Origin of the sequence: Streptomyces sp. NPDC000229 (genome assembly GCF_040300825.1) — a bacterium.
GTDB lineage: Bacteria > Actinomycetota > Actinomycetes > Streptomycetales > Streptomycetaceae > Streptomyces.
In genome coordinates, this window is record NZ_JBEPEL010000027.1 from 14,839 (window position 1) to 33,777 (window position 18,939).

General features: G+C 71.9%; 17 protein-coding genes. 8 read left to right on the top strand and 9 right to left on the bottom strand.

Translation table 11 applies throughout. The annotated features are described in order from the left end of the window. Positions 1-285 precede the first annotated feature (285 nt). Positions 286-915: a uridine kinase family protein gene (locus ABT360_RS16020; protein WP_351815695.1), complete on the bottom strand. Its 630-nt coding sequence runs from the start codon at positions 913-915 to the stop codon at positions 286-288. A 201-nt stretch (positions 916-1,116) separates the two neighbouring features. Here ABT360_RS16020 and ABT360_RS16025 point away from each other — a divergent pair, with 201 nt between their 5' ends. Then, the gene (locus ABT360_RS16025; RefSeq protein ID WP_351815697.1) at positions 1,117-2,496 is read left to right on the top strand and encodes a peptidase C39 family protein; all 1,380 of its coding nucleotides are present in this window, start codon (positions 1,117-1,119) and stop codon (positions 2,494-2,496) included. Positions 2,497-2,614: 118 nt separating this feature from the next. Then, positions 2,615-2,761, top strand: a complete 147-nt coding sequence (locus ABT360_RS16030; protein ID WP_351815700.1) for an SCO1431 family membrane protein — start codon at positions 2,615-2,617, stop codon at positions 2,759-2,761. 18 nt (positions 2,762-2,779) lie between these two features. Here ABT360_RS16030 and ABT360_RS16035 read toward each other — a convergent pair whose 3' ends face one another. Then, positions 2,780-4,066: a glycoside hydrolase family 18 protein gene (locus ABT360_RS16035; RefSeq protein WP_351815703.1), complete on the bottom strand. Its 1,287-nt coding sequence runs from the start codon at positions 4,064-4,066 to the stop codon at positions 2,780-2,782. Between the two features lie 326 nt (positions 4,067-4,392). On the opposite strand from ABT360_RS16035, the gene ABT360_RS16040 reads away from it, so the two are divergent. Further along, positions 4,393-5,565: an acyl-CoA dehydrogenase family protein gene (locus ABT360_RS16040; RefSeq protein ID WP_351815705.1), complete on the top strand. Its 1,173-nt coding sequence runs from the start codon at positions 4,393-4,395 to the stop codon at positions 5,563-5,565. Positions 5,566-6,630: 1,065 nt separating this feature from the next. Here ABT360_RS16040 and ABT360_RS16050 read toward each other — a convergent pair. Further along, positions 6,631-7,029: a hypothetical protein gene (locus ABT360_RS16050; protein ID WP_351815708.1), complete on the bottom strand. Its 399-nt coding sequence runs from the start codon at positions 7,027-7,029 to the stop codon at positions 6,631-6,633. 203 nt (positions 7,030-7,232) lie between these two features. Between ABT360_RS16050 and ABT360_RS16055 the strand changes: the two genes are divergently transcribed. From ABT360_RS16055 to fxsA, 4 genes are all read left to right on the top strand, one after another. Then, positions 7,233-7,673, top strand: coding sequence for an Lrp/AsnC family transcriptional regulator (locus ABT360_RS16055; protein ID WP_351815711.1), 441 nt, complete (start codon positions 7,233-7,235; stop codon positions 7,671-7,673). 22 nt (positions 7,674-7,695) lie between these two features. Then, complete coding sequence (locus ABT360_RS16060; RefSeq protein ID WP_351815714.1) at positions 7,696-9,321, top strand: amidohydrolase; 1,626 nt, start codon at positions 7,696-7,698, stop codon at positions 9,319-9,321. Positions 9,322-9,859: 538 nt separating this feature from the next. Then, positions 9,860-10,720, top strand: coding sequence for a polyprenol monophosphomannose synthase (locus ABT360_RS16065; RefSeq protein ID WP_351815717.1), 861 nt, complete (start codon positions 9,860-9,862; stop codon positions 10,718-10,720). Positions 10,721-10,766: 46 nt separating this feature from the next. Beyond that, positions 10,767-11,363 (top strand): FxsA family membrane protein, encoded by a 597-nt coding sequence (gene fxsA, locus ABT360_RS16070; RefSeq protein WP_351815720.1) that lies wholly within the window; start codon positions 10,767-10,769, stop codon positions 11,361-11,363. Positions 11,364-11,452: 89 nt separating this feature from the next. Here fxsA and ABT360_RS16075 read toward each other — a convergent pair whose 3' ends face one another. From ABT360_RS16075 to yczE, 4 genes are all read right to left on the bottom strand, one after another. Then, positions 11,453-11,827: an RNA polymerase-binding protein RbpA gene (locus ABT360_RS16075; protein WP_026278069.1), complete on the bottom strand. Its 375-nt coding sequence runs from the start codon at positions 11,825-11,827 to the stop codon at positions 11,453-11,455. Between the two features lie 255 nt (positions 11,828-12,082). Next, positions 12,083-13,438 carry an MFS transporter gene (locus ABT360_RS16080; protein WP_351815724.1) on the bottom strand — a complete coding sequence of 452 codons (1,356 nt, stop codon included), beginning with the start codon at positions 13,436-13,438 and terminating at the stop codon, positions 12,083-12,085. Between the two features lie 45 nt (positions 13,439-13,483). Further along, the gene (locus ABT360_RS16085; protein WP_351815727.1) at positions 13,484-14,251 is read right to left on the bottom strand and encodes a glycerophosphodiester phosphodiesterase family protein; all 768 of its coding nucleotides are present in this window, start codon (positions 14,249-14,251) and stop codon (positions 13,484-13,486) included. Next, positions 14,248-14,937: a membrane protein YczE gene (gene yczE, locus ABT360_RS16090; protein WP_351815730.1), complete on the bottom strand. Its 690-nt coding sequence runs from the start codon at positions 14,935-14,937 to the stop codon at positions 14,248-14,250. The genes ABT360_RS16085 and yczE overlap by 4 nt, the downstream gene beginning before the upstream one ends. Positions 14,938-15,040: 103 nt before the next feature. Here yczE and ABT360_RS16095 point away from each other — a divergent pair, with 103 nt between their 5' ends. Beyond that, on the top strand, positions 15,041-16,543 hold the full coding sequence (locus ABT360_RS16095; RefSeq protein WP_351815732.1) for an SCO1417 family MocR-like transcription factor: 1,503 nt from the start codon (positions 15,041-15,043) through the stop codon (positions 16,541-16,543). Between the two features lie 87 nt (positions 16,544-16,630). Here ABT360_RS16095 and ABT360_RS16100 read toward each other — a convergent pair whose 3' ends face one another. Both ABT360_RS16100 and ABT360_RS16105 read right to left on the bottom strand, forming a co-directional pair. After that, the gene (locus ABT360_RS16100) at positions 16,631-18,379 is read right to left on the bottom strand and encodes a hypothetical protein (RefSeq protein ID WP_444852251.1); all 1,749 of its coding nucleotides are present in this window, start codon (positions 18,377-18,379) and stop codon (positions 16,631-16,633) included. 43 nt (positions 18,380-18,422) lie between these two features. Beyond that, positions 18,423-18,617 carry a hypothetical protein gene (locus ABT360_RS16105; protein ID WP_017949565.1) on the bottom strand — a complete coding sequence of 65 codons (195 nt, stop codon included), beginning with the start codon at positions 18,615-18,617 and terminating at the stop codon, positions 18,423-18,425. Positions 18,618-18,939 lie beyond the last annotated feature (322 nt).

The following is an 18,939-nucleotide window of genomic DNA, read 5'->3' on the forward strand; positions in this document are numbered from 1 at the left end:
ACCGAGAGGCATCGTACCTGCACGGGGAGTGTGCGCTTAAGGGCGCGATCGAAGGCGCGGGGAGCGCCGCGAGCGTTCCGGGGACGGTGACCGACGGTGAGCGTCGGGTGCTCGAGCGGCGCTGAAAGGGGGAGGTGAGGGCAGAACGAAGCCCCCGATCACGGGGGAACAACCGGGGGCTTCGCGTCTGCGGCGGCTCCGGAAAGCCGCACATTGAGAACGTAAGACCTGTAAGCCCGTCGGTCAAGCGAAGTTGTGGCACTCTCCAGGCCGATTTCCGACTGCTCAGTACGGCGGCGAAAGCCGGTAACGGTCCGTGACGATCTGGTTCTCAGCTGCTGTCGCAGCAGGCCCGGGGAGCCACTCGTATCCCACCGGGCACTCACGTACCAGTGCGTCGGCGAAGGGCCGGGAGGGGTCCGTCGCGAAGTGGCGGGTCTCCGCCGCCGTCCACCCGTCCCAGAACGCGTACTGCGCCGGTCCGTCCCGGTGACGGCCGCGCTTCCACGACTCCTCGGCGCCCCGTTCCATCCACAGCAGCCGGGCGAGGTACGGGCGCAGCGCACGGCGGCCGGCGCCCACGCCCTCGATCAGGACGACCGGGGCCGGGGGGAGCGGCCGGGGCGGGCCGAAGCGGCGCAGATTCCAGTCGTACGGGTGAAAGTGCGCGACCTCGCCACGGGTCAGCGGTTCGAGTACCTCGGCCCGGAGCCGGTCCGTCCAGTCGAACAGTTCCTCGTGCGTGGCGATGTCGTCCAGGTGGAGCACCGGGGCACCGCCGAGTGCCGCTGCCAGCCGGCCGGCGAGCGTGGACTTGCCCGAACCGGCGTGACCGTCGACCGCGACCAGCCGGACGGGGCCGCACGAGGGCGGCAGCGCACGCAGCGCGGCGGCGGGGCGGTCGAGGTCGTCCATGCCGACCACCCTACAAAGCCACAGGTGGAGACCAATATTGGTGGGGCGACGCGTGCCGAATCGCTGGCCCACCCGCCGCCGGAACCGGGATAGTGAGCCCACCCGCGCGTACGCACCTGTCGTACGCGTCCTTCAGTGCTTCAGTCCTTCTGCCCTTCTGTACGTACCCGTCGTACATCCCGACCGACCGGGGGTCTCGCCATGACCAGTTCCCCGCCGCCCGCGGAACCGTCCGCCGCTCGCAGAACCGTACTGGCGGCCGCGCTCGCCGCCGTCGGCACCGCCGCGGCCTCCTCGGCACCCGCCTCGGCCCTGGACGCCCGCACCGCATCCCGCCCGCGGGTGTCGTCCGGCCTCGTCGACAACCGCTTCTGGACCTCGTACACCGACTGGCGCTCCGGCACCTGCGCCGGCGCCCGCCCCGTCCTCTCCCGCCGCCCCGCGCTGGTGATCGACACCCCCGCCGGGCGTACCGACTACACCGATCCGCACACCGGCACGAAGGCGACCTGGGAGTACGCGACCTGGACCTCGCCCGAGCACACCTCCCCCGTCCCGGCGACCGAGGTCATCACCTCGTGGAACGCCGACACCCCGGCCGGCACCTGGATCGCGGTCGAGCTGAAGGGCCGTTACACGGACGGCTCCGAGACGCCCTGGTACGTCATGGGCCGCTGGGCGGCCGGCGACGGCGACATCCGGCGCACCTCGGTCGACGACCAGAAGGACGGCAGGAGCACCGTCTGGACCGACACCCTCGCGATCGACGACCCCACGAGCGGGCTGCGGCTGAAGTCCTACCGGCTGCGCCTCACCCTCCACCGCAAGCCCGGCACCCGGCTCACGCCGACCGTGTGGCGGGTGGGCGCCATGGCGTCGGACGTCCCGGACCGCTTCACCGTGCCCGCCTCGGAGCCGGGCCTCGCCCGCGAGCTGCTGGTCCCGCGCTATTCGCAGAACACCCACATCGGGCAGTATCCCGAGTACGACAACGGCGGCGAGGCCTGGTGCAGCCCCACCTCCTCCCAGATGATCATCGAGTACTGGGGCCGCAAACCGACCGCGGAGGACCTGGCCTGGGTGAACCCGGCCTACGCCGACCCCCAGGTCTGCCACGCCGCCCGCTTCACCTTCGACTACCAGTACGACGGCTGCGGCAACTGGCCCTTCAACGCGGCCTACGCCGCCACGTACGAGGACATGAGCGCGGTCGTCACCCGGCTGCGGTCGCTGACGGAGCTGGAGACCCTGATCCGGGCGGGGATCCCGGCCATAACGTCGCAGTCGTTCCGCGAGGAGGAGCTGACGGGGGCCGGCTACGGCACGGCGGGCCACCTGATGACCGTGATCGGGTTCACCACCGACGGCGATGTGATCGCCAACGACCCAGCCTCCCCGAGCAACGAGGCCGTACGCCGGGTCTACCGGCGCCGTGAGTGGGAGAACATCTGGCTGCGCACGAAGCGCTACAACGCCACCGGGAAAGTGGTCTCGGGCACAGGTGGCGTTTGCTACCTGTACTGGCCCGCCCACCCCACGACCGCGCAGCGCCGGGCCCTGGAGGCGGTCGGCATCCGCTGAGCACCGGCCGAGCGTGTGCGGACGGCCGCCGGGCCGTGATGAACGTCTCTACCCCGGAGGCCGTCCGCGCTGGCACTGTGGGACCGTCCCCGTTCGGCCGAAAGAGCGAGAAGCCACCATGACCACGAACGCCGCCGCCGTCGCCGTCCCCCGTGCCCGTACCGGAGGGCCGAAGGACGACGGCCCCCAGCTGCTGGAGCACGTCCTGGGCTGGGTGCTCGTCGTCGTCTTCGCGATGCTGGTCACGCGGGTCGGCCTGCTGTGACGCGCGCGCTGCGCCCTCTCACCTGATCGACTTGATCAGCTCCCCGTTCGGGGTGTCGCCGCTGAGTTCCCAGAAGAACGTCCCGCCGAGGCCCTGCCGGTTCCTGTAGGCCATCTTCCCGGCGATGGTGGCGGGGGTGTCGTAGCTCCACCACTGGTCGCCGCAGTGCGCGTACGCGGTCCCGCCGGCCCTGCCGTTGGCGGGGCACCGGGTCTTGAGCACCTTGTAGTCCTCGATGCCCTGCTCGTACGTCCCCGGGGCCGGCCCGGTCGCGGTGCCGCCCGGCGCCTTCCGGGTGACACCGGTCCAGCCGCGTCCGTAGAACCCGATCCCGAGCAGCAGTTTGTGCGACGGGATGCCGAGGCCCTTCAGCTTCAGAATCGTCGCGTCCGTGTGGTGGCCCTGCTGCGGGATCCCGGGGTAGCCGGTGAGCGGCGAGTGCGGCGCGGTGGGACCCTGGGCGGCCCAGGCGCCGAAGAAGTCGTACGTCATCGGGTTGTACCAGTCGACGTACCGGGCCGCTCCGGCGTAGTCGGCGGCGTCGATCTTGCCACCGGGTGAGGCGTCGGCGGTGATCGCGGCGGTGACCAGGTTGCGGGTGCCGAACTTCGCGCGGACCGCCGACATCAGCGTGGTGAAGGCGTCGCGGCCGCTGGTGTCGCAGGTCAGGCCACAGGCGTTCGGGTACTCCCAGTCGATGTCGATGCCGTCGAACACATCGGCCCACCGTGGGTCCTCGACGAGCTGGTAGCAGGAGTCGGCGAAGGCGACCGGGTTCCTCGCCGCCTCGGTGAAGCCGCCCGACCAGCTCCAGCCGCCGAACGACCACAACACCTTGATGTTCGGGTGGAGTTTCTTCAGCTTCCGCAGCTGGTTGAAGTTGCCGCGCAGCGCCTGGTCGGGGGCGTCGGCCCTGCCGTCGACGGACTGGTCGGCCGTGTAGGCCTTCTCGTGATCGGCGAACGCGTCACCGATGGTGCACCTGCCGTTCTGGACGTTGCCGAAGGCGTAGTTGATGTGCGTCAGCCTGGCGGCGGAGCCGGAGGTGCGGATGTTCCTGACGTGGTAACCGCGGCCGTATACACCCCAGTTGGTGAAGTACCCGACGACCTTGGGAGCGGCGCGCGTGTGGGCGGCCGGGGCGGGGCGGTGGCTGTCGGCGGCGGGAGTGACGGGGGGAGGGGCGGCGGCCGGGCCGGCGGTGGAGGTGCCGGCGGTCGCCAGGAGGCCGCCTCCGAGGACCGCGCTGCACACTGCGGCGATCAGCGTCCGGAATCGGGTGCGGCGGGGGACGTGTCCGGGCATGCGTGTCTCCTCGTGGGGGAGGGGAGAGCGGGCGGGCGCATCTGTGACATGAACGCGGCATGAGGCTGGTTTGAACCGTAGAAGGACTAGACCAGTGCGGTCAATGGTGCGTACCAAGGTCCCCGGTGCATTCGGGGTGACGGAATGATCAGCGGTCCCCCGGTGACGGAAGTCCCTCGATCGGGCATACTCAACCCGCCACAGCCGCTGGTCAGCCGGTTCCGTGATCCGGGAAGGCAGCATCGGCGAAGCAGTGAGACCCGGCGGCGCCGCCCAACCCTTCGCGCGCGCCCGCCGCAGCGCCCGACAGGGAGGAGAGCGCCCCCATGCCCGACCGCGCCCCGCAGCCGGTGGAACGACAGCTGCCCACCGAGGAAGCCAGGGATCTGATCGCCCTGGTGCGTGACATCGTCCAGCGGGAGATCGCTCCGCGCGCGGCGGAGGAGGAGGATTCCGGCCACTTCCCGCGAGAGGTGTTCTCCCTGCTCTCCGAATCCGGTCTGCTCGGCCTGCCGTACGACTCCGGTTTCGGCGGCGGCGACCAGCCGTACGAGGTCTACCTCCAGGTGCTCGAAGAGCTCGCCGCCGCCCGCCTCACCGTGGGCCTGGGTGTGAGCGTCCACTCCCTCTCCTGCCACGCCCTGGCCGGCTACGGCACCAAGGAGCAGCAGACCGAGCACCTGCCGGCCATGCTGGGCGGCGGGCTCCTGGGCGCGTACTGCCTGTCGGAACCCTCCTCCGGCTCCGACGCCGCCGCCCTGCGCACCAAGGCGGTCCGTGACGGTGACGACTGGATCATCACCGGTACCAAGGCGTGGATCACCCACGGCGGCGTCGCCGACTTCTACACGGTGCTGGCCCGCACGGGCGTCGAAGGTCCGCGCGGCATCACCGCCTTCCTGGTGCCCGGCGACGCCGAGGGGCTCTCCGCCGCCGCGCCCGAGAAGAAGATGGGCATGAAGGGCTCGCCCACCGCGCAGCTGCACTTCGACGGCGTACGCGTCCCCGACGCGCGCCGCATCGGCGAGGAGGGCCAGGGCTTCGCCATCGCCCTCTCGGCGCTGGACTCCGGCCGCCTCGGTATCGCCGCCTGCGCCATCGGTCTCGCCCAGGCCGCCCTGGACGAGGCCGTCACGTACGCCACCGGGCGGCAGCAGTTCGGCCGCCCCATCGCCGACTTCCAGGGGCTGCGCTTCATGCTGGCCGACATGGCCACCCAGATCGAGGCGGGGCGCGCCCTGTACCTGGCCGCGGCCCGGCTGCGCGACGCCGGCCTGCCCTTCTCCCGGGAGGCGGCCATGGCCAAGCTGTTCTGCACGGACGCGGCGATGAAGGTCACCACCGACGCGGTCCAGGTGCTCGGCGGCTACGGCTACACCGCCGACTTCCCGGTCGAGCGCTATATGCGCGAGGCGAAGGTGCTGCAGATCGTCGAGGGCACCAACCAGATCCAGCGGATGGTCATCGCCCGTCGGGTCGTGGGCCCGGAGAGCCGCTGACCTCCCCGGGGAGCGTCCATTCCGGCGCCGCCGTGAGCCTGGTCCACTCCTGGTCGCGGCGGCCCGGCACGGTTCTGCCGCTGCCGGCCCAGTGGCGGACCAGAGCCCGGTAAATGGGCGGGTCCACGGACTGCGGAACCGATTCTCCTGGGCCCGGGACCATGCGGCTCACGCCGTAGCCGCTCGTCGGATACGTCGGGTACGTCGGGTGCGGCGAGGTCATGCCCGGCCAACGGCGGGCGCTCCTGCCTGGTCACCCCCCTCCGTAATCGAGCGCCAGTTCGCCGGGCTACCCGCCATGCCCGGCCCGGCCCCGGGGCGGGCACGCGGCCGGCCACCCCGCCGAAAGCTGACGTATCGTCAATTCATCGCCGTTCACCGGAGGAGGGCCGTGTCCGACGGCCGGCCGATCGCGCTCGACGAGTACCCGTCCAGCAGGCGCCCCTGTCGTGGGAGCACCACCAGCGGCCGTATGCGTTGCGGTCGGGCGCCGGTGCCACGTCGGTGCGTTCGGCGGTCGAGGAACCCTGAGGACGCCCCGTGTCCGGTGGCTGGAGCGGCCCCGGCGCCGGTGGGTGCGCTTCTTCGTCATGGCGCGCGCCCGAAGGCCGTAGACGGCTCCTGCCGCTCGCGGACCGGTAGCGCAGCCCGCCGCGCCGGCATGCCGAAGCCGGCGTGCCTGGTGCGGATGGGGCACGGACGGACCGCCCCGCTCACCGCTGATCGAGGACGCCTTCGACCGGCTGGAGGCGACCCGGCCCGCCGACGAGGGGCCGTCCGTGCTCAACCGGGATGCACGCCTCGGGAACATCGTCCACGACGGGTTCGAACCCGCCGCCGTGCGCGACCGGGAAAGGGCCGGCTGCGCCCCGCATCGCGAGGTCGACCCGGGCTGGACCGTCCACCTGTGCCGGTGCTTCCGGGACCTGAGCGTGGCCTTCGGCCGGCCGGGGCTGCCGGACTTCCTGCACCACGCCACGCTCACGGCGCTCACGGCGATGGTGCAGGACCACTACTGGCTGAACGTCGCGGCAGCCAGGAGCTCTGACGTGGAGTCAGAACGTGTCAGGCCGCGCGCCGCATCTGCGGCATCTGGCGGTGGGCCCGGCCCGGCACCTTGATCGGTCGCGAGCCGGGGCCGCCCACGTGGGAGAAGGGCTGCGTGCGCCAGTCGAGCCCCTGCGGGAGGGTCAGCAGCAGGGCGGTGTCCTGCTCCTGAAGCTCCAGCGACTCGTCGGCGGGGCGGGCGTCGGACGCCGCCCGCCCGGTGCCGGTGCACACCGTCAGCACGAACGGGTTCCACGGCGTGGGGCACAGCGCGTGCTCCGGCAGCACGTCCTCGTCCGCCAGTAGCGCGATGGGTTGAGAGCAGTCCGGGCAGATCACCCGGACCATCTCGAAAGTGTCGTATGCGTCGAATTCGTCGTCCTCGTGGGATACGACCGAATCAACAGGCTCCTGCATGGAGAATCTCCCCCTCGGGTGGGCCGACCAGGCTCTTGCGGCCTCGACCACAGCAAGCAATTCCCTTCCGCCCGCGCGAATAACCATCCGGTCACGAAGGACCCCGTCACAGACCTGTGGTCTTCGTCACATGCCGCCCGCAGGTGCCCCTCCGAGGTGCCTCGGACTGTGCCGGGAGGCACCGGGGGCAATAGGTTGACCGCATGGAGGAGCTGGATCGTCAGATCGTCGAGTTGCTCGTCAAGGACGGGCGCATGAGCTACACCGACCTGGGCAAGGCCACGGGCCTGTCCACCTCGGCGGTGCATCAGCGCGTCCGACGCCTCGAGCAGCGCGGAGTCATCCGCGGCTATGCCGCCGTCGTCGACCCCGAGGCGGTGGGCCTGCCGCTGACCGCGTTCATCTCGGTGAAACCGTTCGACCCCAGCGCCCCCGACGACATCGCGGACCGGCTCGCCGACATCCCCGAGATCGAGGCCTGCCACAGTGTCGCCGGCGACGAGAACTACATCCTCAAGGTACGGGTGTCGACCCCCCTGGAACTGGAGCACCTCCTCACCCGGATCCGTTCGCAGTCCGGTGTCTCCACCCGGACGACGGTCGTCCTGTCCACTCCCTACGAGGCCCGGCCGCCGCGCGTGTGAGCGCGTATCTAGGCTGGTCACCATGACCGAGAGCGAACACCGCACCGTGCTCCTGCGCGGTGGAGACGTCCACAGCCCCGCCGACCCCTTCGCCACCGCGATGGTCGTCGAGCGCGGCCATGTCGCCTGGGTGGGCTCCGAGGGCGCGGCCGACGCCTTCGCCTCCGGAGTGGACGAGGTGGTCGACCTCGAAGGCGCCCTGGTGACCCCGGCCTTCACCGACGCGCACGTCCACACCACGGCCACCGGCCTCGCCCTCACCGGCCTCGACCTGTCGGGGGCCCGCACGCTCGCCGAAGCCCTGGAGCGCGTACGGGCACACAGCGCCTCCCGCCCGGCCGACCAGGTCCTCCTCGGCCACGGCTGGGACGCCGCCCGCTGGCCCGAACAGCGCCCTCCGTCCCGTACCGAACTCGACGAGGCCACCGGCGGACGTCCGCTCTACCTCCCGCGCGTCGACGTCCATTCCGCGGTCGTCACCACCGCCCTCCTGGACCTCGTCCCCGGCGTCACCGACCTGCCCGGATACCACCCGGACCAGCCGCTCACCGCCGCCGCGCACCACGCGGTCCGGGCCGCCGCCCACGCCGCCGTCACGCCCCACCAGCGCGCCGAGGCCCAGCGTGCCGCACTGCGGCACGCCGCCTCCCTCGGCATCGGCACCGTCCACGAGTGCGCGGGCCCCGAGATCTCCGACGAGGACGACTTCACCGCCCTGCTGGCGCTGGCCGCCGAAGAGCCCGGCCCCCGGGTCGTCGGTTACTGGGCCGAGGCCGTGTCCGGCGAGAAGGACGCCCGGCGCGTCCGCGAACTCGGCGCGATCGGCGCGGCCGGAGACCTCTTCGTCGACGGTTCCCTCGGCTCGCACACCGCGTGCCTGCACGAGCCGTACGCGGACGCCGGCCACACCGGCACCGCCCACCTCGACGCGGCCGCCGTCGCCGCCCACGTCACCGCCTGCACCGAGGCCGGGCTCCAGGCGGGCTTCCACGCCATCGGAGACGCCGCGGTCAGTGCGGTCGTCGAGGGCGTACGGGCGGCGGCCGAGACGGTCGGCCTGGCACGCGTGCGTGCCGCCCGCCACCGCGTCGAGCACGCCGAGATGCTCACCCCCGAAACCATCGCCGCCTTCGCCGAGCTCGGCGTCACCGCCTCCGTACAGCCCGCCTTCGACGCCGCCTGGGGCGGAGAGGACGGCATGTACGCGCAGCGCCTGGGCGCCGAGCGGGCGCGCACGCTCAACCCGTACGCGGCGATGCTGCGCGCCGGCGTACCCCTGGCGTTCGGCTCCGACAGCCCCGTCACCCCGCTGGACCCGTGGGGCACCGTGCGGGCCGCCGCGTTCCACCGCACGCCGGAGCACCGGATTTCGGTACGGGCGGGCTTCACGGCCCACACCCGGGGCGGCTGGCGGGCCACCGGCCGGGACGACGCCGGGATCCTCGTACCGGGGGCGCCCGCCGACTACGCCGTCTGGCGCGCCGACGAACTGGTCGTCCAGGCGCCCGACGACCGGGTCGCCCGGTGGTCCACCGACCCGCGTTCCGGCACACCGGGCCTGCCCGACCTGACCCCCGGCGTCGACCTTCCCGTCTGCCTGCGGACCGTGGTCTCCGGACGCACGGTCTTCGTACGACCGAACGAGTGACGTAAGGACATTCCGCGCCCCGGCCGCCGTTCCGGAGGGGTCGCCCGCGACCTGGGGATCTTCCCCTCTGACCTGCTCTTTCTGTCAATCGCCGCAGGTCGAACGACTGTTGACAGCGAGCGGTCGGCGGCGGGTAGGTTCGGCGGGTCCACCACAGGACGTCCGACCGGTCGACCTTCACGCAGTCGTCGAACGCCGCTGGGTCATGGGGTGGTGTGCCGCACCGGCGCACCACCACTGGGAGCCAGGTTCAGCGCCCGCGCCTCGGGGGCGAGGGAAGGTTTTTGCCGGCCGGAGGTCCCTCCTGCTCCCTAGGAGCTCGGGGGAGGTGCGACCCGGGTGGGGCCCGGACGTTCAGTAGACAACGGCTCTCGGTCGACCCGCAGCCAGCGGGCCCCAGGTCGGCCCGAAGGACGTCGGGCCCCCACTCGCGCCTGGGCCGTCCCCGCCTGTCAGGCCCTTTCCGTACCGCCGCCGCGACGGTCTTCGCCCGAGGCTCGCTATGGTGGTGATCCGTGTACGGACGTGAGGGGCAGCAGTGAACGACGGTGGCCAGAGGCGGTACGGCCCGCTCGGCAGAGCCTTGGTGATCATCCCGACCTACAACGAGGCCGAGAACATCAAGCCGATCGTGTCCCGGGTGCGCGCCGCCGCGCCCGACGTCCACGTCCTCGTCGCCGACGACAACAGCCCGGACGGCACCGGCAAGCTGGCCGACGAACTGGCCGCCGAGGACGACCACGTCCACGTCCTGCACCGCAAGGGCAAGGAAGGGCTCGGAGCCGCCTACCTGGCGGGCTTCCGCTGGGGCATCGAGCGCGACTACGGCGTCCTCGTCGAGATGGACGCGGACGGCTCGCACCAGCCCGAGGAACTGCCCCGGCTGCTGACCGCCCTCAAGGGCGCCGACCTGGTCCTCGGCTCCCGCTGGGTCCCGGGCGGCCGGGTCGTGAACTGGCCCAAGTCCCGCGAGTTCCTCTCCCGCGGCGGCAGCACCTACTCGCGCCTGCTGCTCGACGTCCCCATCCGGGACGTCACCGGAGGCTTCCGCGCCTTCCGCAAGGAGACGCTGGAGGGCCTCGGCCTCGACGAGGTCGCCTCCCAGGGCTACTGCTTCCAGGTCGACCTGGCCCGCCGCGCCGTCGCCGCCGGCTACCACGTCGTCGAGGTGCCGATCACCTTCGTCGAGCGGGAGCTCGGCGACTCCAAGATGAGCCGGGACATCGTCGTCGAGGCGCTGTGGCGGGTCACCGCCTGGGGCGTCGGCTCCCGGGCCGGCCGCCTCCTCGGCCGCCGGCCGCTCGGCCCCTCGGCGCCGTCCGGCCCGTCCTCGGGCGCGTCCGGCGACTCCGGCTCCGCCGGACCCTCCGGGGGATCCGGCTCTGCCGATCGTTCCTGAGCCGCCCTTTACGCCGTCCTGGCAGGCTCCCAGGCACACTGGGAGCATGATGACCGGTCCACCGCTTCCTCGCGCCCGCGCACCGCGCTCGCGCGCCCGCAAGCTCGCTCCTCTCGGCCTGGCCGCCTGGCTGGTGCTGGAGATCTGGCTGCTGACCCTGGTGGCGGGGGCGGCAGGCGGACTCACCGTGCTCGTCCTGCTCCTCGCGGGTGGTGTGCTCGGTGCCGCGGTGATCAAGCGGGCGGGACGCCGGGCCTTCCGTACGCTGACCGAGACGCTGCAACAGCAGCAGGGCGCCGCCCCCGGGTCCCCCGTCGGCACGGACCGGGCGAGCACGGGAAACGGCTTTTTGATGCTCGGCGGGCTGCTGCTGATGCTGCCGGGTCCGATCTCCGACGTGGCGGGTCTGCTGCTCCTGCTCCCGGGCGTGCGCGCGATGGCCGGGCGGTACGCGGAGAGGACTCTGGAGCGCCGTGTGCGGGCGGCCGTGCCCGGCTACGGTTCCCTGGGCGACGCGTTTCAGCAAGCTCGTATGCACCGGCCCGACGGCAAGGTCGTGCAGGGTGAGGTCATCCGTGACGACGCGCCCCGGCAGCCGGGCGCGTACGGCGACGAGGGCCCCCGGCCGCCGCTGGCCCGCTGACGCGGCGCGCGAGGGCACGGCCGAAAGCCGCGGGGCGGCGGTACACCAGGTGTACCGCCGCCCCGCGGCTTTGCTGCTGTGTTGTGCGCTTACGCGGACTTCCGGCTGTCGCGCGGATGCACGGCGATGTTCATGGCGCCGGAACGCAGGACCGCCAGCCTCTCGGCCAGCACTTCCTCGAGCTCCTCGCGGGTGCGCCGCTCCATGAGCATGTCCCAGTGCGTACGCGCCGGCTTGCCCTTCTTCTCCTCGGGGCCGTCCCCGTCAACGAGGAGTGCCTGGCTTCCGCAGACCTTGCACTCCCACTCCGGCGGAATCTCCGCCTCGACCGAGAACGGCATCTCGAAACGATGCCCCTTCTCGCATGCGTACTCCACCGCCTGGCGCGGGGCCAGATCGATGCCGCGGTCGGTCTCGTAGCTGGTCACCACGAGGCGCGTGCCGCGAAGAGCTCGCTCACTCATGAATCGTGCCTCCCGGGCTTGTCGCCCACAGGACAGGTGTCGCTGTCGTCGTCATCCGGTCAACGTCCGGTCGGCGGTAAAGATTCCCGTTGCGGGTCATGCGTCGCCCGTCGTGCCGCCCCTTGTTGTACCCACCAGTGCCCGGTTTGTCACATCTGGCAGCAGATGTCACCCAGCGTCTTTACTTGCAGAGCACGCAGTAACGGTCCGCCTGGCAGGCCAAAGGCGTACACTACCGGCCTTTCACTTCCGCGTCTAAATCCGGTCGGGCACCGGGTTCCCCGCGGCGGCCACCGCCTTTCGGACGGGTACCCGCGCGAGGAGAACGAATCCGAGCACGAAGAAGATCACCAACGAGATGATGGCATCCCGGTAGCTGCCGGTCAGCTGGTAGGCGAGTCCGAACACCAATGGCCCCAGCCAGCTCAGCCCGCGGTCGCTCATCTCGTACGCCGAGAAGTACTCGGCCTCCTTGCCGCGGGGTACCAGGTGCGAGAACAGGGACCGCGACAGCGCCTGGCTGCCGCCCAGGACCAGACCGATCGCCGCCGCCAGCGCGTAGAACCACACCGGCGCCCCGGCGGGCAGGAAGTATCCGGCCGCGAGGATCAGCGTCCACACCGCGAGCGAACCGAGGATCGTCCGCTTCGCGCCGTACGTACGCGCCAGCCGTCCCATGCCCAGCGCCCCCGCGACCGCCAGCACCTGCACCAGCAGCACGGCCGTGATGAGCGTGGTCTGGTCCAGCCCCAGTTCCTCGGAGCCGTAGATGGACGCCTGTGAAATCACCGTCTGGACACCGTCGTTGTAGACGAGGTAGGCGAGGAGGAAGGAGAGCGTCAGCGGATGCCGGCGCATGTCGCGCAGCGTCGCCAGCAACTGCCGCCACCCCGAACCGACCGCGCCCTCACCAGGCGCCACCCCACGGTCACGCAACCGCCGAAGCGGTACGAGGGTGAAGGCGCCCCACCACAGGCCGGCCGAGGCCAGGCAGATCCGCACGGCCTCCGACTCCGAGAGCCCGAACGACGCATGGCCCGTGTACAGGACCAGGTCCAGGAGGAGGACGAGAGCACCCGACGTATAGCCGAACGCCCAGCCGCGGGAGGACACGGCGTCGCGTTCGTCGGGCTCGGCGATCTGCGGCAGATAGGCGTTGTACAGCACCATCGAGACCGCGAGTGAGGCGTTCGCCACAATCAGGAGGAACGCGCCCAGGAGATAGCGGTCGCCCTCCAGGAAGAACATGCCCGCCGTGGCGGCCGCCCCCAGGTACGCGGACACCGCCAGCAGCGGCTTCTTGCGTCCCGTGCGGTCGGCCGCCGCACCCGCCAGGGGCATCACCAGCACGGCCACGACGACGGAAAGGGACACCGCGTACGCGAACAGCGACCCCGCGCGGACCGGGATTCCCAGCGGGTGGACGAAGCCGTCCGCGTCCGCGGCGGCCTTGGCGACCGACGTCAGATAGGGGCCGATGAAGACCGTCAGCACGCTCGTCGAGTAGACCGAACACGCGAAGTCGTAGAAGTACCAGCCGCGTTGCTCGCGTCGACGGTCGGACGGCCCGGATTCACCGGCGGCCCGGTCGGCGGTTTCGGCGTCGCTCACGCCCGCCCCCTCGTTCGTCCCCGTGGCGGAGACGACAGGGCACGCTCAGACCCAGACCCCCCGGTCGGTCAGCACCGTGCGCAACGTCTCCAGATGATCGGTCATGATGCCATCGACCCCGAGGTCGAGCAGAGCGGCCATCCGATCCGGATCGTTCACGGTCCACACGTGCACCTGAAGACCCCGTTCGTGCGCGGCCTTCACGAAGCGCCGGTCCACCACCCGGATCCCGTTCTGGGTCTCCGGCACCTGCGCCGCCACCGCACCCGCCCGCAGCGCCGCCGGAATCCCGTACGACCGCAGCCGCAGCCCCAGCACGCCGCGCACTCCGTAGGAGGTGGCCAGGCGTGGGCCCGCGAGCCGGAGCGCCCTCGCCACCCGGCCCTCGTTGAACGAGCCGACACACACCCGGTCCCAGGCAGCCGCCTTCCGCACGACCTCGACCAGCGGCTCCAGGGCGGGCTCCGCCTTGATGTCCACGTTCCAGCGGGCGTCCGGAAACTCCTCCAGCAGCTCCTCGAAGAGCGGCAGCGGCTCCTTGCCCGCCACGCGCGCGTGGCGGACGGCACTCCACGGCAGGTCCCGTATCCGGCCACGGGTGTCCGTCACCCGGTCCAGCGTCGCGTCGTGGAAGGCGACCAGCCGGCCGTCGGCGGTCGTGTGCACGTCCGTCTCGAAGTAGCGGTAACCGGCCGCGGCGGCGCGCCGGAAGGCGGCCACCGTGTTCTCCAGCCCGTCCGCGGCCCCGCCGCGATGGGCGAAGGGTATGGGGGAGGAGGGATGGTCCAGATAGGGATGGCGTACGCGAGTCACCGCCGCAGTATGGCCTGCCGTGGTTTCCCGGAAGCGACCACGGTGCTTCCGCCGCCCTGACCGGGGATGGCGAAGACGCGCAGGAAGAACTGGGCGAGCGGACCGATCGCCAGGGCGTAGAGCACCGTCCCCGCGCCGAGGGAGCCGTCCAGCAGGAAGCCGGTGAGGACCACGGCGACCTCGATCGTCGTACGGATCAGACGGATGGAGCGGCCGGTGAGCCGGTGCAGGCCCGTCATCAGCCCGTCGCGCGGGCCGGGGCCGAAGCGGGCGGCTATGTAGAGGCCGGTGGCCACACCGTTGAGCACGATTCCGGCGATCATCAGCGGGATCTGGACGGGCAGGCCGTGCGCGTCCGGGAGGAGCCACAGGGCACCGTCCATCGCGACACCGATGACGAGGACGTTGGAGACCGTGCCCAGGCCGGGCTTCTGGCGTAGCGGGATCCACAGGAGGAGTACGGCGGCGCCGACGATGGTCAGGACCACTCCCATCGTCAGACCGGTCAGCTCGGCCAGTCCCTGGTGCAGGACGTTCCACGGCTCCAGGCCGAGACCGCTGCGGACGAGCAGGGCCGAACTCACCCCGTACAGAGTCAGGCCCGAGTAGAGCTGGAGCAGCCGACGGGTGAGGTGCCGTGGTGTGGCGTCCGAGTCCCGATCCGGTGTGCCGGATGTCGTCGACATGTGTTGTGCCCCCGATGTGGTGGTGGTGGACTGGTTCATGCCACCCTGTGGCAGGACTTTGGATGCCAACCAGGTCCAATTCGAGGAAGGTGGACTGAAATCCATGGCTGAGTGGACTTCGGCGGTGGGCCCGGCCCAACTTGCCCGGCAGCTGAACGCACAGCAGCCCCGGCCGGCCGGCCCCGGCACCCGCAAGCCGCCCGCCTACCGTGCGCTCGCCGACGGCATCCGCCTGCTGGTGCTGGAGGGTCGTGTCCCGGTCGCCGCCCGCCTCCCCGCCGAGCGCGAGCTGGCCCTCGCCCTGTCCGTGAGCCGTACGACGGTCGCCGCCGCCTACGAGGCGCTGCGCGCCGAAGGCTTTCTCGAGTCCCGCCGCGGCGCGGGAAGCTGGACGGCCGTCCCCGCCGGGAACCCCCTCCCGGCGCGCGGCCTGGAACCGCTGCCCCCGGAGTCCCTCGGCTCGATGATCGACCTCGGCTGCGCCTCCCTGCCCGCGCCCGAGCCATGGCTCACCCGCGGTTTCCAGGGCGCCCTCGAAGAGCTGCCGCCCTACGCCCACACGCACGGGGACTATCCGGCCGGTCTGCCCGCGCTGCGCCAGATGCTCGCCGACCGGTACACCCGGCGGGGCATCCCGACGATGCCCGAGCAGATCATGGTGACGACGGGCGCGATGGGCGCGATCGACGCCATCTGCCATCTTTTCGCCGGTCGTGGTGAACGTATCGCCGTGGAGTCGCCGTCGTACGCCAACATCCTCCAGCTGATGCGGGAGGCCGGCGCCCGCCTGGTGCCCGTCGCGATGGCCGAGGGCCTGGAGGGCTGGGACGTGGCGCGCTGGCGCCAGGTGCTGAGGGACGCCGCGCCCCGGCTCGCCTACGTCGTGGCGGACTTCCACAACCCGACCGGGGCCCTCGCGGACGAGGACCGGCGGCGCGCGCTGGTCGACGCGTCCCGCTCGGCCGGGACGGTGCTCGTCGTCGACGAGACCATGACCGAGCTGTACCTGGAGGAGGGGCTCGACATGCCCCGGCCCGTGTGTGCCTTCGACCCGGCCGGGAGCACGGTGCTCACCGTCGGTTCGGCGAGCAAGGCGTTCTGGGCGGGCATGCGCATCGGGTGGGTGCGGGCGGCGCCGGACGTGATCCGGTCGCTGGTCGCCGCCCGCGCGTACGCCGACCTCGGCACTCCCGTACTGGAACAGCTCGGTGTCGACTGGCTGATGCGCACCGGCGGCTGGGAGGAGGCGGTCGCCCTGCGCCGTGCCCAGGCGCGCGAGAACCGTGACGCGCTGGTCGCGGCGGTACGCCGGGAGCTGCCCGACTGGGAGTTCGAGGTGCCGAGCGGCGGCCTGACCCTGTGGGTGCGCACCGGAGGCCTGTCCGGCTCCCGGCTGGCCGAGGTGGGCGAACGGGTCGGCGTACGGGTGCCGTCGGGGCCCCGCTTCGGTGTGGACGGTGCCTTCGAGGGGTACGTCCGGCTGCCGTTCACGGTCGCCGGACCGGTCGCCGACGAAGCCGCGGTACGCCTGGCGGCGGCGGCCCGGCTGGTGAAGGCGGGCGCGAGCGCCGGTTCGGGCGAGTCACCGAGGACGTTCGTGGCGTAGGGCGTGGCTGCCCGGTGCGGCGGTGGGGTCTGTGGGCGGTGCGGTCCGCGGGCGGTGCTGGTTCGCGGTGGTGGGGTCTGTGCGCGGTCAGCTCGCCGGCAGCCGGCCCGTGTCCGCCGCCGGTCGCTGGGCGGCGGGCAGCGGCTCGGGGACGGCCGGCGTGGGCGGCAGCGGTTCAGGCACGGCCGGTGCGGCCGGTTCCTCCGGGACGACCGGGGCGCCGGGTGCGGGGCGCGTTTCCGGCGCGTACGTGGGGGCGGGCCCCGAGGCGGCGCCCACGGGGGCGGCCACCGGCACCGGTGCGGGCCGGCGGTCGGGGAGGAGGTCCAGGACGGCCTGCCGGTGCGCCTCCGTGGTCGCGTCGTCGTACGGGTCGGGCGTCGCCGGCACCTGGAGCCGCAGCACCGGTCCCGTACCGAGCCGGGCGTAGCCGCGCCCGGGCGGGACGTGCGGTGTCGGGGTGGTGTGCGGGGCGGCGTCCAGGACGCACCGCACCTGTTCCGGCGTGGCGGGCCCGAGGACGACCCGGGCGCGGGTGTACGCCCATACCGCCTCGCAGAGCGTGTCCAGGCAGTCGAACTGCTCGGCCACCACCACCGTCACATGGGCCGCCCGCCCGTGCCGGAGGGGGACCTGGAGCAGTGACTGCGGGTCCGTCCGCCCGTCAGCCGCCGCCAGATGGCCGAACACGCTCGGCCGGTCCAGCAGGATCCACAACGGCCGCCTGGTGTCCTCGGGCGCCGGATGCCCCGCCTGCCGCGCCCGGTTCGCCGCGATCAGCCGCCGTTCCGTCTCGTGCGCCGCCCATTCGAGGCTGGACAGGGCGCCGCTCAGCCCGCATTCGACCGCCAGGACCCCGTCGCGCCCGGTGAGACAGGCGTACTCGCCGGTCCCGCTGCCCTCGACGACGAGTACGTCGCCGTGCTGGAGCGCCTGGAGCGCGATGGACCGCAGCAGCGTCGTGGTGCCGCTGCCGGGCTGCCCGACGGCCAGCAGATGCGGCTCGGTCGAGCGCGGCCCCGTACGCCACACCACGGCCGGCGCGTCCCGGGACTCGTCGCCGTCCCGCACCGGCACGGTCCGCTGCACGGCCTCGGGGTCGGTGAACCCCAGTACCGTCTCGCCCGGCACGGTGACGAAGCGCTGGGCGGCCACCGACGTGGACAGCGCCGGAAGCACCCGTACAAGGAGCTGGTTTCCCTCTTCGTCCCAGTCGAAGAGATACTCCCGGCCCCGTCCGGACTTGGCGTGCAGCAGCTGCTCGATCCTCGCGCGGGCGGTGGCCTCGCCGTCCGTGAAGTACGCCGGGTAGGCGATCCGCAGCCGGGTGGGCCGTCCGTCGCCGTCGAACTCGAAGTCGCTGAAGGCCTTGGCCCAGTCGCCGCCGTGGGCGAACAGCGGGCTCGGGTCCTCCGGGACGGAGAAGTACGGCACCAGGGCCTCGTACAGCGCCCGGAGCCGCTCGGTCTCCGCCTCGTCCGGCCCCGTCCTCACGACCGGGCGCTCGCGCCCCTGCCACGCCGCCGCGCCCATCACCGAGACCAGGGCCAGCATCGGCCCGTACGGGATGAGCGCGACGGCCAGCACGCAGGCCGCGACCACGAACAGCGCGGGACCGCGCCGTTCCTTGGGGGTCGCGGCCCATTTGGCGCGGCCGGCCCCGGCCAGCTTCCGCAGGCCACGGGAGATCGTGATCAGCGGATGGAGGACGTCGGTGGCGCCGTCGGCGGCCGTTCGTGCGATCTCCCGACCGCGTGCGATCCGGGCACTGGCAGTGCTCGGCAGGCTCGGAATGCTCGGGAGGTTCGAGATGCGCGGAAGAAGGCGCCGGGCCACGTCGTACTCCTGATCCTGAAGTCGTGGAAGGGGCCGCGGGGCGTCAGAACTTGATCCCGCCCAGCAGGCTGGCGAGGCTGGCACCGCCCGCCGTGATGCTGGGTGCGATCGCGGTACCCGCGAGGTAGAAGCCGAAGAGTGCGCAGACGAGGGCGTGGGAGGCCTTGAGCCCGTCCTTCTTGAAGAAGAGGAAGACGATGATGCCGAGCAGTACCACGCCTGAGATGGACAGGATCATGAGGGGATCTCCTGGGTGAGGGGACAGTCACCTTCAGTACTTCCAGCCTCACAGCAAGTATCTATGTGATAAAAGGTGCAAATGGGTGAACTTATCCGCTTTTCACTTGAATGGCGGATGGATGGCCCGCGTCGCGAGGCGGCTCCGCCCGCGGCACATCCCTTGCCGTCGCCGGGCCGGGTCATGTGCGCGGCCGGGCAGTACCCTGTCGGTTCACTCGTACGGCGCTCCCGCCGTGCGTACCGGCCCAACCGGGTCCATGCAGGTCAAAGCGGCTGTCGTGGTCGCGCGCGGCCATGGTGTCCATGGCGCGTCAACGAGG

Bases quoted from the DNA above. Each gene is read 5' to 3' on its own strand.
- ABT360_RS16025 (WP_351815697.1), top strand. From the start codon at position 1,117: ATGACCAGTTCCCCGCCGCCCGCGGAACCGTCCGCCGCTCGCAGAACC.
- ABT360_RS16020 (WP_351815695.1), bottom strand. From the start codon at position 915: ATGGACGACCTCGACCGCCCCGCCGCCGCGCTGCGTGCGCTGCCGCCC.
- ABT360_RS16075 (WP_026278069.1), bottom strand. From the start codon at position 11,827: ATGAGTGAGCGAGCTCTTCGCGGCACGCGCCTCGTGGTGACCAGCTAC.
- fxsA (WP_351815720.1), top strand. From the start codon at position 10,767: ATGATGACCGGTCCACCGCTTCCTCGCGCCCGCGCACCGCGCTCGCGC.
- ABT360_RS16040 (WP_351815705.1), top strand. From the start codon at position 4,393: ATGCCCGACCGCGCCCCGCAGCCGGTGGAACGACAGCTGCCCACCGAG.
- yczE (WP_351815730.1), bottom strand. From the start codon at position 14,937: ATGTCGACGACATCCGGCACACCGGATCGGGACTCGGACGCCACACCA.
- ABT360_RS16095 (WP_351815732.1), top strand. From the start codon at position 15,041: ATGGCTGAGTGGACTTCGGCGGTGGGCCCGGCCCAACTTGCCCGGCAG.
- ABT360_RS16105 (WP_017949565.1), bottom strand. From the start codon at position 18,617: ATGATCCTGTCCATCTCAGGCGTGGTACTGCTCGGCATCATCGTCTTC.
- ABT360_RS16060 (WP_351815714.1), top strand. From the start codon at position 7,696: ATGACCGAGAGCGAACACCGCACCGTGCTCCTGCGCGGTGGAGACGTC.
- ABT360_RS16050 (WP_351815708.1), bottom strand. From the start codon at position 7,029: ATGCAGGAGCCTGTTGATTCGGTCGTATCCCACGAGGACGACGAATTC.
- ABT360_RS16035 (WP_351815703.1), bottom strand. From the start codon at position 4,066: ATGCCCGGACACGTCCCCCGCCGCACCCGATTCCGGACGCTGATCGCC.
- ABT360_RS16030 (WP_351815700.1), top strand. From the start codon at position 2,615: ATGACCACGAACGCCGCCGCCGTCGCCGTCCCCCGTGCCCGTACCGGA.
- ABT360_RS16055 (WP_351815711.1), top strand. From the start codon at position 7,233: ATGGAGGAGCTGGATCGTCAGATCGTCGAGTTGCTCGTCAAGGACGGG.